The following is a 13,861-nucleotide window of genomic DNA, read 5'->3' as shown; positions in this document are numbered from 1 at the left end:
GCCAGCCTCCGCTGGCCGCACCGGTTTCTCCCGCTGCCTCAAGTCGCCTGAGTTTGGCTGTATGCACCACTAGAATAGGTACATAACTCAACGCCTGTGTCATGTAATCCGGGCAATCCGAGGGGCCAACATGAATCTTACTGCCGCCACGCTGCGCAATCCGCCCGCAGCGATTGTTGCCATTGTTTTTGCCGTCGCCTTCGGGCTGTTCAGTCTGAACAAACTGCCCATCCAGTTGTTTCCCGATATCGAAAGCCCGGTGATCAATATTTCCACCGGTTGGCGCGCTGCCAGTCCGAAGGAAATGGAATCGGAAATTGTCGAACCCATTGAAGAAGTCTTGCAGGGTCTGCCCGGGGTGAAAGAAATGGCCGCCGGTGCCAACGCCGGTTTCGCCTGGATCAATCTCACCTTTGGCATGGACACCGACATGCAGAAAACACTGGTGGACGTGATCTCGCGCATGAACCGGCTCAAGCCGCTGCCACGCGACGCCATGCAACCGGTGATTACACTCGGTGGCTGGGATGGCGGCACACCGGCACTGACCTGGTATTTCCTGCAAGTACTGCCCGAAAACCCGAACAAAGTGGAAGACTATTTCACCTTTGTGGAGGAGGTGATCAGCCCGGCGCTGGAAAGCATTCCCGGCGTGGCGCGCGCCGGCATCGGCAACGGCAACGGTCCCATGGAGGAATTGCAGATCCGCTTTGATCCCTACCGCGCCGCGCAGCTCGGTGTGCAGCTGCCCATGGTGGCGGGGCTGCTGGGGCAATCCAACGATGTATCCGGCGGCTTTGTGGACATAGGCCGGCGTCAGTATACGTTGCGTATGGCCGGACGCTGGGAGCCGGAGCAACTGGGCCAGATGGTGATTGAATGGCGCGACGGTAAACCGATTCTGTTAGGTGATATTGCCGAAGTAAAAGTCAGCCTGCCCGATCGCAATAACCTGGCCACACAAAACGGCAACCCCGCCATCGGCATCCGAATCGATCGCGAAAGCGGCGCCAATGTATTGGCCACGCTCAACGCGGTAAAAGAAAAAATTGACGAACTGCGCGCGGGTCCGCTCAAGGAACGCAACCTCACCATGGTTCAGTCTTTTGATGCGTCGGTGTTTATTTACCGCGCCATCAATCTGGTGACCAGCAATATTTTTCTGGGTGTACTGCTGGCTGTGGGAATTTTGTGGTGGTTTTTGCGCCGCGCCCGCGCCACCCTGATTGTCGCCCTCACCATTCCCATTTCGCTGTTGTCCACGTTCATCATGCTGCAGTTCACCGGCCGCACGCTGAACGTGATTTCACTCGCCGGCCTCGCCTTTGCCGTGGGCATGGTATTGGATGCGGCTATTGTGGTACTGGAAAATGTGGTGCGCTTGCGAGAACAAAAAGCCCAACCCGATGACGCCGCGCGCAAAGGCACGGGCGAAGTGTGGGGCGCGCTGCTGGCCTCCACTGCCACCACCGTGGCAATTTTCCTGCCGGTGGTATTTCTGAAAGATGTGGAAGGCCAACTCTTTTCTGACCTGGCCCTCACCATCACCATTGCGGTAAGCATTTCGCTGCTGGTGGCGGTCACCATTGTGCCACTGTTGGCTTCGCGCTGGCTCAAAGAAGAAGGGTTAACGGATCACAATATCGGCCTCTGGCAACGCATCACCTCCTTGGTCATGCGCATTACCCACACCCCCAAGCAACGCTGGAGCCTGATCGCCGGCCTGATCACAGCCCCCCTGTTAGCCACCTGGTTGCTATTGCCCGAACTGGATTACCTGCCACCGGTGAAGCGCGATGCGGTAGACACCTGGTTCCGGTTTCCGCCCGCCACCAATATCGACACCATCGAGCGCGAAATTGTGGACGTGATCAACCAGCGCATGGCGCCCTACATGAAAGGCGAAAAAGAGCCGGCGCTGAAAAACTACTATGTGTTGGTGTGGCCGGGCGGCGGCACCATGGGCGCGCGCGTGCAGGATCAATCGCGCGTCGACGAGCTGCTGAAAATTGTGCGCGAAGAAATCACCGTCAACCTGCCCGACACCATGGCATTCTCTGCGCAAGGGAATTTATTCGGCGGCTTTGGCGGCGACCGCGCCATTCCCGTGCATATTCAAGCCTCCGATGCCCGCCAACTGGCAGACGTGGCCGAGCAGGCGGTGGGTTGGGTGCGCGAAGCGCTGCCCGAAGCCCAATCGCGGGTAGACCCGGGCACCGCCGATGCGGAGCCGGAATTGCGTTTGCTGCCGAACGATCGCGCCCTGCAGGAGCAGGGCTGGACCCGACGCGATCTGGGCGCGGTGGTGCGCATGCTGGGCAAGGGCCTGTGGGTGGGCGAGCACTTTGATTCGGTCAAACGCATGGACGTAATTCTGCGCGCCCAGGCCTGGGACGACCCGGAAGCCCTGATCAACCTGCCCCTGGCCACACCCACCGGTGGCATGGTGCCGCTGAGTCAGCTGGTCACCCTCGATCGTACCGTGGGCCCGAACCAGATCCGCCGCATCGACCGGCGCCGCACCCTCACGCTGGTGGTGGTACCGCCCGAAACCATGAGTCTGGAAAAGGCCCTGCATGCCCTGCAAACGGACGTGGAGCCGAAAATCCGTGCTGCTCTCCCCAGCGATGGCAACATCCAGTACGGCGGCAGTGCCGATAACCTGAAACAGGCGCTCGGCACCATGGGTGAGAATTTCCTGATTGCCCTGTTGATTCTGTTTCTGCTCATGAGCGTGTTGTTCCGTTCGCCCAAAGACAGCGCGCTGGTACTGCTGGCCATGCCACTGGCCATGGTGGGCGGTGTGCTGGCCATGCAGATCCTGAACCTGATCAACTTCCAGCCGCTGGACCTGCTCACCATGATCGGATTTGTGATCATGCTGGGGCTGGTGGTCAACAACGCCATCCTGCTGGTGCACCAGACCCGCAGCGCCGAGCGCGAGGGCATGAACCGGCATTTAGCGGTAGAGCAAGCGCTGATGCTGCGCCTGCGGCCGATTTTCATGAGCACCCTCACCAGTATTTTCGGCATGTTGCCACTGCTGCTCATGCCCGGTGCGGGCAGTGTGATCTACCGGGGCCTGGCCGCGGTGATTGTGGGCGGCATGTGCGTCTCCACCATTTTCACGCTGGTGTTACTGCCGTGCTTCCTGCGCATGGGCGCCAAAAGCCAACCCAAACTCGCCGATATTCCGCCGCACAGTGAACTGCGCCGGCTGAAATCCGTTGCCTGATAACAGAGGCCCAAGATGAACAGCACAACATTCACCAGATCCCTTGCACTCGGTCTGTTGGCCGGCGCCCTTTACGCCCCGCACCTGTGGGCCCAACCGCCCCAAATGCCGCCCGCGGCCGTGGAAGTGGCCGAAGCCCAAAGCCGCGAAATCGCCCCCACCATCTGGGTGCCCGGCTCGGTTATCAGCCGGCAGGATTCGCGCCTGTCGGCCGAGCTGTCCGGCACCCTCACCTGGGTGGCCGAGGTGGGCGACCGGGTGAAAAAAGGCCAGCCCATCGCGCGCCTGAACGACCGCATCTGGGCCTTACAGGTGGCCGATGACCAGGCCGATGTGGCCCGCCTGCAGTCCAACCTGACGTTTCTGGAAAAACAGGTGGAGCGCAATGAACGGCTGGCGCAAACCAACAGTGCCTCGCGCGCGGAACTGGAGCGGCTCACCATGGAGCGGGAGATGACCCGCCAACAGCTGAAAGCCGCCGAGATCGCTCTCGAACGCAGCCAGTACGACCAGACTCGCGCCCAATTGTCAGCGCCCTTTGATGGCGTGGTGGTGGAACGCTTTGCCCAGCCCGCCGAACACATTGGCGCCGGCCAGGCGGTGTTGCGGCTCACCAATACCCAGGCCCTCGAGGTCTCTGCCCAGGCACCCCTGGACAGCGCCCGCCACCTGCACCCGGACACCCAGGTCGCCATCAGTAACCAGAAACAGACCCAACCCGCGCAGGTGCGGAGCCTGGTGCCGGTGGGCGACGCCCGCTCGCGCATGATGGAGCTGCGCATCACCGTGGACGCCAGTCATTGGCTGATTGGCGAAGCGGTGCGGGTGGAGCTGCCCAACGGCCTGGCCGAAAGCGCCATGACCGTGCCCCGCGACGCACTGGTGCTGCGCGAGCACCAGGTGTATGTATTCAAGATCGGCCCCGATGACAAGGCCGTGAAGGTGCAGGTAAAAACCGGCCACGGCTATGGCAATCGCATCTCAGTGGTGGGCGATCTGGCCGAAGGTGACCTGATTGTGGTGCGCGGCGCCGAGCGGCTGCAGGAAGGCCAGCTGGTGAACATTCTCAAGCAGCACGCCGCCTATGAGGGACTGGCGTCCAACAGCTAAGGGCACCCGCCACCTCAAAACCCCTTCCATTTTCTGCAAATGCCCCCATTATGGGGGGATATGCAGAGGATGTACCTATGAAGAAAGTTTATGTGCTGCAGAATCAGAACAAACTGCTGTTAGCCAAATCCCGCGAATGGGTGGACGCACGCGATCTGCGTAGCCTGTTCCAGACCGAACACAAAGACGAAGCTATCAACCAGAAGGTCGAGGTCAACGCCAAGGACTACACCCAGCGCATTCACCTGCTGGAGGTCAGCCTGAACGAAAAAGGGCTGCCCATCATTCCCGACGAGCACAAACCCGAGCCACTGCCGGATGAGCCCAAGGCGCAGGCGTCTCTGTTGGAAAACACTGCCGACGCTGCCTCTGACGACTCGGTTGCAGACGGCATAGGCGTGGACGACATCGAAGCCGATGAGCGATCCGAAGACATGGTTGAAGAATTGGACGAAGAAGTCGTCGAAGACTAACCCTCAACAGATACCCGCCGGCCGACAAAGGAGTTGCCCGTGAGTCTTTCCCCTACACTGCAGGACAACCTGGCCTGGTTGGCCGAGGGCAACAACCATCTACTGAAAGTGATACTGCGCGGGCTGGAAAAAGAAAGCCTGCGCGTGGGCACCGATGGCAAGCTTGCGCAAACCGATCATCCGGCCGCGCTCGGCGCCACGCTGACCCACCCGCACATCACCACCGATTACAGCGAAGCCTTGCTGGAATTTATTACCCAACCGCACACCAGCGTGGATGCACTGCTGGGTCAGTTGGCCGATATCCACACCTTTACTTACCGACACCTGGGCGATGAAATTCTGTGGGGCGCATCCATGCCCTGCATGATAGGTGAAGACAAAGACATTCCTGTGGCCCGCTATGGCAATTCCAATTCCGGCCGGATGAAAACCATTTACCGGGAAGGCCTGGGGCACCGTTATGGTCGCGCCATGCAAACCATTGCCGGTGTGCATTACAACTTTTCGTTTTCCGACGAGCTGATTGCCGCACTGCACGATCGCTCTGGCAGCAAGCTCAGCTTTCAGGATTACAAAACCCAGCGCTATTTTGATCTGATCCGCAATTTCCGTCGCTACTTCTGGCTGCTGGTGTATGTCTATGGCGCCGCACCCGCGGTATGCCGCAGCTTTGTCAAAAACCGTCCGCATCAATTAACGCAGGTGGGCAGCGACGATCACAGTTTGCATTTGCCCCATGCCACCAGCTTGCGCATGGGCAACCTCGGTTATCAGAGTGATGCGCAACAACAATTGATGGTGTGCTACAACAACCTGAACAGCTACCTGAAGACCTTGTGCGGCGCCATCACCAAACCTCACGCCGATTACGAGCGCATTGGTCTGAAAGATGCCGCCGGTGATTACAAACAGTTAAACACCAGCCTGCTGCAAATCGAAAACGAATTTTATTCGACCATTCGACCAAAACGCACCAGCCAACGCGGCGAAACAGCGCTCAATGCATTGCATGCACGCGGCGTTGAGTACATAGAGGTACGCTGCGTGGATCTGAATCCCTACGAGCCACTGGGCGTCACGCGCGAACAATTGCATTTCATGGACGCCTTCCTGCTGTTTTGTTTGCTGGAACAAAGCCCGGAAACCGACCCTGCTGAATACGCCGACATGCGCGAAAACCAGCGTCGCATTGTGGAACAGGGCAGAGATCCGGCGCTCACACTCAGACGCGGTGGCGAAGATATCAGCATGCACGCCTGGGCTGACGAGATCCTGTCGAGCCTGGCCCGCTGTGCCGAGGCGCTGGATAAAGGTGCGGCCCGCAAAAGTTTTACCAAGGCCGTGGCCGATGTGAGCGCACGCATTCACCAACCCGGACAAACACCCGCGGCGCGCTTGATTGCCGATATGCAAAGCCAACAAAAAACATTTTTTCAGTTGGCGCAAGATTTGTCCCGCCAGCACGCCGAGTATTTCAAAGGCCGCAGCCTCACCAAAGATGCAGCGGCTTTGTTTGAGCGGCAAACGCAGGAGTCACTGGCGGCGCAACAGGAATTGGAACAAGCGCAGCAAAAACCGTTTGAACAATTCCTGGCAGACTTTTACGCCCAGTACACCTGCTGCGATAAACCCAAGTTCGACTGCCTGAAGTGAACTACCTGGCCCATCTGGTACTCTCGGGCGAACACCCGGATGTGCGACTGGGCGGATTTCTGGGTGACTGGCTGAAAGGTCCGCTCACCCGCCATCGGGAGCAATGGCGCGAGCCGGTGATTGAAGGCGTGGCACTGCACCGGCAAATCGATGGCTGGATTGATCAACAACCGGAGGTGCGCCAGTCCATTGAGCTGTTGGGCCGCCAATATCGCAGACTGGCGCCGCCGGTGATCGACATCACCTACGATCATTTTCTCGCCCGGCATTTTCAGGCGTATCATCGGCAACCTCTGGATGCGTTTGCCGACGAGATCCTGACCCAACTGGAACAACACCGCGCTGCCATGCCCGCCGGTGCTGCGCGTTTTCTTGCGCGCGCACGCCAATTCCGGCTACTGGAACAATACGCAGACCGCGACACGTTTTTTGATGTAGTCGACAGTCTCCGCCACCGGATTTCCAAACCCGAACTACTCGACGGCATCAGCACGCCGCTCGCTCAGCGCTACCGCGAACTTGAATACAACTTCCATGCGGTCTACCCCAGACTGATAGCATTTGCCGATACGCACAGGCCCCGATAAACTGCCCCCATGACAAACGCCATCGACATAGTGCCAGCCACCGATACGGACCTGGACTACATCCTCACGCAGAATGCTGAGAACGTGCACTACCTTTCGCCGCTCGACGCCGACGCGGTGCGCCGGATTCCCGAGCAGGGCGGCAGTGTGAATATTCTGTGGAACAAAGAACACCGGGTCGGATTTCTGATCAGCTACGGCGCCGACGGCAGTTATGAAAGCGTAAACTACCAATGGTTCCAGCAGCGCCTGAAAGCCTTCCGTTATGTGGACCGCATTGTCATAGACCAGGCCTATCGCGGGCGCGGTTTTGGCGATAGCTGTTATCGCTCATTGATTGAGCAATGCCGGTGCGAAAAACTCTGCTGGCTGACGGCGGAAATCGATATCGAACCCAGCAACCCGGGTTCGCTGGCGTTTCATCAGAAACACGGCTTTGTGGAAGCCGGCCGGCACTCGGTACAGAATGGCAAGAAACGCGTGTCGTTACAGCTACTGCCTATCGGCTGAACGCGCACACCGATTAACGCTTTAACAGGGAAGGGTTATGGCCAGGTATCGCATTCTCAGTATTGACGGCGGAGGGCTGCGCGGCGTTATCGCGGCACGGCTGCTGAAAAAACTGAACGATGAACCCCGCATCCGCGGCTTTCTGGATCACACCCAACTTTACGCCGGCACCTCCACCGGCGCGTTTATCGCACTCGGGCTCGCCGCTGGCAAAACGCCGCACCAGCTGGAGCAGATTTACCTGCAGGACGGCAAATCCATTTTTGCCGATAACAAATGGGATAATTTTCTCAATATGGGACGCTGGTTTCGCGCCGATTACAAGGCCCGGAATCTGGAAACAGTGTTGGCCCGGGAGTTCGGCGACACAACCCTCGGAGATCTTGCCCACAAGGTGATTGTGCCCACCTTTGATCTGGATAACATTGAAGACATTGAACAGAAGCGCGATTCAGACCGTCACTGGAAAGCGAAGATGTTCCATAACTTTAAGCGCGGCGAACACAACCTGAGCACCAAACTGCGCGACATCGCCCGCTACACCAGCGCCGCGCCCACATTTTTTTCCGCAAAAGACGGGTTTATCGATGGCGGTGTGGTGGCCAATAATCCAGCCATGGTGGCACTGGCGCAAGCCATCTCACGGCACAACGCACCGGAAGAAAAACAACAGCTGGACGACCTGGTGATTTTGTCTGTGGGCACCGGCACCAGTCTGGAATGGGTGGAAGACCGCAATCCCAATTGGGGTTATCTGCGCTGGGCGAAAAAGTTACTGGCGATTTTATTCGAAGGCTCGGAAGGCATTGCCAATTACCAATGCCAACAGTTATTGGGCGATCAGTATCAACGGCTGCAAACCACCTTGCCAAAAGAATACGCCATGGATGATGTGAGCAAATTGCCGCAGTTTCTCGCACTGGCAGAAGCCGTTGACCTGGAGCCCGCTGTCCGTTTCATCCAGACGCGCTGGTAGGTTTCAGCACTCAGATATTGCCGGTGACCATGCCGAGGCCGATCATCAACAAGCACGCGGATACCATCCACTGCACCCACTGCAAAGTCACTTTCTTAACCAATCTGGCACCAATGAACGCGCCAAGGAATGCGGCCAGGGTCGCCAGCGCCACCAGCAGCCAGTTAATGTCGGCAGCGTAGGCGTTCAGGCTGACACCGTATACCAGCATGCGCGCTACATCCACCATCACCGCCAATACTACGCCCGTGGCCACAAACGCTTCTTTGCTGAGGCCGCTTTTGATCAGGAACATGCTACGGAAGGCGCCCTGATGCCCGGACAAACCGCCAAAAAAACCACTCAAGGCGCCACCGAGCGGCAGCCAGCGGCGATCAAATGCCAGCCGACCAAATGCCGGTGTCAGTTCCAGTACCACAAACACCAGGATCACACAGCCGATAATAAAACTGACCGCCTCCACCGAGAACGCCCAACCGCCAAAAGCGTATTCCACAAACCGTTCACCGGCGCTCAATTGCCCCAACCACCAGGCGCCCAGAAAAGCGGTGGCCAGCGCGGGCAGGCCAAACCGGAGCACCGCTTGGCGGTCGGCATGTCTGGCCAGCAAACCCAACTTGAACAGATTGTTGGCCAGGTGCACAACGGCGGTCATGGCCACCGCCAGCTCCACCGAGAAAAACACCGCGATGGCCGGCATCAATAACGTGCCCAGGCCAAAGCCGGAAAACAGCGTGAGTGTGGAAGCCAGAAAGGCTACAAAGGTGACTACGAGGTATTCCATGGGACGTCCGCCGCGTTAAATGCGGCGGAACTATAACGGGAAAGGCATTGAACTGCTAACGCTGTACCACCAGATTATCGAAGAACACATCCACCACGCCCGACTCACTGCCTTCTTCCATTTCGATGACCTGCTGAATGGCCACCAGCGAATCTTTGCGCAACTGTTCCTTGCCTTCCTGGGTATCAATCACCAGTTCTTCCTGCGCACTCAGCAGGCTCACCAGTTTGTCGCGAATGGCCGGCATATGGTGGCGCACCCGCTGAGCACCTTCGATGCTGTGCACCCGCACGGTCATCTCGGCCTTCAGGTATTTCAGCCGGCCGGCGCCGCCGTAATTCACGACAAAAGGCGGCAACAAGGGGATGTACATGGCCTCGGGCTTGGGTGCTGCCTCTTCGTCCTGCGCCTGCGCCGTAGGCACGGCAGCAAACGCCAGCAGCAGGAAAATCGCCAGGGGGGTAATCAACAGAGGTTTGCAGGCCATGGTCATTCCAATAGGTCATCTTGCGGAGAGATCAGCTTACAGCATAGTCGCTCTGAACAGCCTTGTAAGCGCCGGGAATTTGCCCTAACGTGGCCGCCACAAACGTTACGGAATGAAATACCATGCCTTTGCCCGGAATCCGCGCAACCTTTATCTGGGTCGCCCTTGGCTGCCTCGGCCTGATCCTCACCGCCCTTTACATGCAACACATGATGGACATGCACCCGTGCCCGCTGTGCATCACCCAGCGGGTGTTTGTGATACTGGTGGGCCTGGTGGCACTGGTGGCCGCGCTGCACATGCCGGCGCAAACCGGGCGCCGGCTCTACGCCAGCCTCGGTGGACTCTTCGCCATTATTGGCGGCGGAGTGTCCGCCCGCCATGTATGGATTCAGAACCTGCCCGAAGACCAGGTGCCCGCCTGCGGCCCGGGGCTGGAATACATGTTTGAAACATTTCCCATCATGGAAGCGTTGGCGCTGTTGTTCCAGGGCGACGGCAACTGCGCCGACGTGGTGTGGAGTTTCCTCGGATTGAGCATTCCCGCCTGGACCCTGGTGGCCTTTGCCGGCCTGCTCGCCATCAATGTCTGGCAGGGTTTGCGCCGGAGTGCTTAAGGGCCTGGCGGTGCTGGTGCTTTACCTGTTTGCCGGTGAAGCACTCAGCCAGGCACTGCAATGGCGCATCCCGGGCCCGGTGACGGGTATGTTGCTGCTGTTTCTCAGCCTGCAGCTACTGCCGGCCAAGCCGCTTGCCGATACCGCCGAAGTCGCCAGCAAGCCGCTGATCCAGTGGCTGCCGCTTTTTTTTCTCCCCGCCGGCGCCGGCATCTTTTTTCTGCCCGCCGAGGTGATCGCCCAATGGCCCGCCATTCTGGCGGCGATGCTGGTAGGCACGGCTGCGTCCCTGTGGCTGTGCAGCCTGTTGCTCAAACGCCTGGCCAATGCCGATGAGCAGTAACCTGTTCTGGCTCGGTTGCCTGCTACTGACGCTCGCCGCCTACCTGTTGGGCGATCTGTTGTACCAACGCAGTGGCCGCCGGCTCTGGTTGCACCCGCTGGCCACCGGTTCGGCCTGTATCGCGCTGGGCCTTTGGCTCGCAGGTGTTGATTACCCGCAATACCGCCAGGCGTCAGAATTGTTTTATCTCCTGCTGGGGCTCGCAACGGTGGCGCTGGCCGTGCCGTTGCACCGGGAATTGCATCAGCTCAAGGGCCTGGTGATGCCGGTGGCCATCACACTGGTTTTCGGCAGTGCCATCGCCTGTACCACCGCGCTGGTGTCGGCCTGGTTGCTGGGCGCCGATGCCGATCTGCTGCGCGCACTCGCACCCAAGTCTGTCACCACCCCGATTGCCTTGGGGCTGAGCCAGTCCCTCGGCGCCAACGTCAGCGTGACCACCGGTGTGGTGATTTACACCGGCGTGTTCGGCGCCCTGATCGCCAGCCCCGTGTTTCGCTGGGCCGGTTTGGCGGACCCGCGACTACAGGGCATTGTATTGGGTATCAACGCCCACGGCGTCGGTACCGCGCGCGGGTTTGAAATCAGCCCGGTTACGGGCGCCTTTGCCGGCCTGGGCATGGGTTTAACGGGCGCGATCACTGCGCTTTGGCTACCCTATGTGATTCCCTGGTTAATCTGAAAGCGCTTGCCCAGCGCGCGCCATTCACCTACATTGAGCACTCATTTGTCGAATGTGTTAAGGAATTAGCGACATGCTGGAGAATTGCAAATCAGCCAAAGAACGTTGGGGCGGTGTGAGCGAGATTATCGACCGCTGGCTGCAGGAGCGGCAGGATGCCCTGGTTCTCTATTGCAAGCTGTCCGAGCACGATGAGTTCGAACCCGAGCGCCACGGCGACGACGTGCGCAGCCTGTGCCAGTTGCTGGTGGATTACAGCTCCGCCGGCCACTTCGAGGTATACAAGCAACTGGTGGCAGAAGCCAAAGAGTTTGACGATCAGGACGCCATTGCCGAGGCGGCTGAACTCTACAGCGAGATTGACCCCACTACCGACCTCATCCTCGATTTCAACGACAAGTATCAGGAGATCGACGATCTCGATGCCTTGCGCGCTGACCTGTCGCGTCTGGGCAGTGCATTGGAGACCCGCTTCAGTGCTGAAGACCGGATGATCGCCGTGTTGCACGATGCCCATAAGGATCTGGTGTCCTGAGCAGGCAACCGCGCCCAAACTGCACTATCTTAAAGGTGTTTCGGTTTTAACAAACACCTTTCTTATGAATCTGATCCGGATCTTGGTTGCCGCCCTGTCACTGCTGCTGATCAGCGCCTGTGACTCGGTACCCGCGCCCGAAAAAAGCACCGAAGTGGCCAATAAAGGCATTCTCAGCGGCGTCATCAGCCAGGATGGCCAGTACGCCCTGGTGGGCGCGATCTTTGAAGGTGGCAGTCTTTGGCGCCTGACCGACAACGAACGCCTGTACGACTGGAACCACCAGGCAGGCGAGCGTTCCACCATCCACAGCGCGGCCTTTTCTGCCAATGGCCGATGGGCTGCCACAGCCACCACGCACACCATCGTTCTCTGGGATCTGGCCAGTGGGCAGGCCGCCCGTTTCTGGAATGCGCCGGCCGAGGTGCTGGATATGGCCCTCACACCCGACGCCGATTATGCACTGCTGGGCCTGGTGGATGGCACGGCGGTACTGTTTGATATCAAGCGCGGCGGCGTCCGCCGCACCCTGCGACATGAAAACCGGGTCCGGAAAGTCGCACTCACCGCCGATGGCCGCACCGCGATTACCGGGTCGGAGGACTACACCGCCGTGGTGTGGGATCTGGAAAAAGGCGAAGCCCTGTACACCTTTACCCACGATGAAGAAGTGCAGATGGTGGCCATTGCCGACGATGGCAGTCGCGCCATGAGCGCCGCAAAATACGACAAAGCCGTTATCTGGGATCTGCGCACTGGCAAAGCATTGGGCAATATTCCCTTGTCGGGCAGTCTGACCAAACGCGGCATACGTTTCACCGCCGCTCAATTCTCACCCGACGCCCGCCAGCTGCTCACCGGCCGGCCGGACCAAACTGTGCAGCTCTGGAATCTCGCCACGCTGGAACAGGCCGGCATCTGGCGTCTGCCCAAGCGCGACACACTGCAACCCACAGGCGCGGCGGTACTGGCAGTGGGCTTTGCCACCCGGGGCTATGTGGCGTTGTCCGCCAATGGCTTTGTGCATGAATTGCGCTAGGGCCAGAGCAATAAAAAGCCCGGCACTGTGGCCGGGCTTTTCGATCAGCAAAAGGCGCAGTATTACTTAGCGGCGTCTTTTTTCGCTTCAGGCTGCAGCACTTCCAGCAGCTCAACTTCGAAAATCAGCGCCTGGTTAGGACCAATGGGGCCAGTGCCGCCGGGACCGTAAGCCAGCTCGGACGGAATATAGAGTTCGTACTTGGCGCCGGGGCTCATCAGCTGCAGCGCTTCGGTCCAACCGGCAATCACACCGGTTACCGGGAAAGATACCGGCTCGCCTCGGGCGTAGGAGCTGTCGAATTCGGTGCCGTTAATCAGGGTGCCTTTATAGTGCACTTTAACGGTGTCATCGGTGGTGGGCTTGGCGCCTTCACCTTCGGCTACCACTTTGTACTGCAGGCCGGTTTCAGTGGTCTGCACGCCGTCTTTGGCTTTGTTGGCGGCCAGGAACTCGTCACTTTCCAGCTTGTTGGCGTCTGCCACTGCCTGGTATTGCTGCTCTTGTTTGGCTTGCGCCGCCGCCTGGAATTCTTCCATCACTTTCTGGATGTCTTCCTGCTTGATCCGGCTTTCTTTGCCCGCCTGCACGTCTTGTACAGCCAATGCCAGAGCACCAGCGTCCAGCGCGATGTCTTCCTGTTTGAACTGATTGGCCATGTTGGTACCAAAGATGTAGCTCACTTTGGCTTCCAGGGTGTCGAGCTTGGCTTCTTCTTTCTTATCTGCGCCGCAGGCCGCGAGCAGAGCGGTGGCCAGGGCGATACCGGTCACCAGGCCTTTCTTGTGGGTCATCATTATCGTGGTTTCCTAATGGGGGCGGGCTGC

At 59.0% G+C, this 13,861-nt stretch carries 15 protein-coding genes; 12 read left to right on the top strand and 3 right to left on the bottom strand.

Going from position 1 to position 13,861, the window contains the following annotated elements; translation table 11 throughout:
- Positions 1 to 130: 130 nt before the first annotated feature.
- The 7 genes from M5M_RS12710 (at position 131) to M5M_RS12680 (ending at position 8,547) form a co-directional block, all read left to right on the top strand.
- Positions 131 to 3,235: an efflux RND transporter permease subunit gene (locus M5M_RS12710; RefSeq protein WP_016389442.1), complete on the top strand. Its 3,105-nt coding sequence runs from the start codon at positions 131 to 133 to the stop codon at positions 3,233 to 3,235.
- A gap of 15 nt (positions 3,236 to 3,250) precedes the next feature.
- Entirely contained in the window at positions 3,251 to 4,345 is a 1,095-nt protein-coding gene (locus M5M_RS12705) for an efflux RND transporter periplasmic adaptor subunit (protein WP_015047916.1), read from the top strand.
- A gap of 77 nt (positions 4,346 to 4,422) precedes the next feature.
- A complete protein-coding gene (locus M5M_RS12700) occupies positions 4,423 to 4,818 on the top strand; it encodes a hypothetical protein (protein ID WP_015047915.1) in 396 nt (131 codons plus the stop codon).
- A 39-nt stretch (positions 4,819 to 4,857) separates the two neighbouring features.
- On the top strand, positions 4,858 to 6,474 hold the full coding sequence (gene gshA, locus M5M_RS12695) for a glutamate--cysteine ligase (protein WP_015047914.1): 1,617 nt from the start codon (positions 4,858 to 4,860) through the stop codon (positions 6,472 to 6,474).
- Positions 6,471 to 7,061, top strand: a complete 591-nt coding sequence (locus M5M_RS19620) for an acyl carrier protein phosphodiesterase (protein ID WP_015047913.1) — start codon at positions 6,471 to 6,473, stop codon at positions 7,059 to 7,061. The genes gshA and M5M_RS19620 overlap by 4 nt, the downstream gene beginning before the upstream one ends.
- Before the next feature lie 9 nt (positions 7,062 to 7,070).
- Positions 7,071 to 7,571: a GNAT family N-acetyltransferase gene (locus M5M_RS12685; RefSeq protein WP_015047912.1), complete on the top strand. Its 501-nt coding sequence runs from the start codon at positions 7,071 to 7,073 to the stop codon at positions 7,569 to 7,571.
- 37 nt (positions 7,572 to 7,608) lie between these two features.
- Positions 7,609 to 8,547 carry a patatin-like phospholipase family protein gene (locus M5M_RS12680; protein WP_016389440.1) on the top strand — a complete coding sequence of 313 codons (939 nt, stop codon included), beginning with the start codon at positions 7,609 to 7,611 and terminating at the stop codon, positions 8,545 to 8,547.
- A 10-nt stretch (positions 8,548 to 8,557) separates the two neighbouring features.
- On the opposite strand, the gene M5M_RS12675 is transcribed toward M5M_RS12680, so the two are convergent.
- Entirely contained in the window at positions 8,558 to 9,331 is a 774-nt protein-coding gene (locus tag M5M_RS12675) for a sulfite exporter TauE/SafE family protein (RefSeq protein WP_015047911.1), read from the bottom strand.
- Between the two features lie 55 nt (positions 9,332 to 9,386).
- Positions 9,387 to 9,818, bottom strand: a complete 432-nt coding sequence (locus M5M_RS12670) for a flagellar basal body-associated FliL family protein (RefSeq protein WP_144062444.1) — start codon at positions 9,816 to 9,818, stop codon at positions 9,387 to 9,389.
- Positions 9,819 to 9,940: 122 nt separating this feature from the next.
- Here M5M_RS12670 and M5M_RS12665 point away from each other — a divergent pair, with 122 nt between their 5' ends.
- The 5 genes from M5M_RS12665 to M5M_RS12645 all read left to right on the top strand — a co-directional run bounded on the left by M5M_RS12665 (position 9,941) and on the right by M5M_RS12645 (position 13,034).
- Entirely contained in the window at positions 9,941 to 10,435 is a 495-nt protein-coding gene (locus tag M5M_RS12665; RefSeq protein ID WP_015047909.1) for a disulfide bond formation protein B, read from the top strand.
- Positions 10,428 to 10,778 (top strand): CidA/LrgA family protein, encoded by a 351-nt coding sequence (locus tag M5M_RS12660; RefSeq protein ID WP_015047908.1) that lies wholly within the window; start codon positions 10,428 to 10,430, stop codon positions 10,776 to 10,778. The genes M5M_RS12665 and M5M_RS12660 overlap by 8 nt, the downstream gene beginning before the upstream one ends.
- Positions 10,768 to 11,460: an LrgB family protein gene (locus M5M_RS12655; protein ID WP_015047907.1), complete on the top strand. Its 693-nt coding sequence runs from the start codon at positions 10,768 to 10,770 to the stop codon at positions 11,458 to 11,460. The genes M5M_RS12660 and M5M_RS12655 overlap by 11 nt, the downstream gene beginning before the upstream one ends.
- Positions 11,461 to 11,533: 73 nt before the next feature.
- Positions 11,534 to 11,995, top strand: coding sequence for a sigma D regulator (gene rsd / locus M5M_RS12650; RefSeq protein ID WP_015047906.1), 462 nt, complete (start codon positions 11,534 to 11,536; stop codon positions 11,993 to 11,995).
- Between the two features lie 64 nt (positions 11,996 to 12,059).
- On the top strand, positions 12,060 to 13,034 hold the full coding sequence (locus M5M_RS12645) for a WD40 repeat domain-containing protein (protein WP_015047905.1): 975 nt from the start codon (positions 12,060 to 12,062) through the stop codon (positions 13,032 to 13,034).
- Between the two features lie 62 nt (positions 13,035 to 13,096).
- Here the strand turns inward: M5M_RS12645 and M5M_RS12640 are convergent, their stop codons facing one another.
- The gene (locus M5M_RS12640; protein WP_015047904.1) at positions 13,097 to 13,831 is read right to left on the bottom strand and encodes a BamJ family beta-barrel-assembly machinery protein; all 735 of its coding nucleotides are present in this window, start codon (positions 13,829 to 13,831) and stop codon (positions 13,097 to 13,099) included.
- Positions 13,832 to 13,861 lie beyond the last annotated feature (30 nt).

This window comes from Simiduia agarivorans SA1 = DSM 21679 (assembly GCF_000305785.2).
Classification (GTDB): Bacteria; Pseudomonadota; Gammaproteobacteria; order Pseudomonadales; family Cellvibrionaceae; genus Simiduia; species Simiduia agarivorans.
Note: the sequence above shows the minus strand (reverse complement) of the source record. Positions and strands in the feature narration are given on the sequence as shown.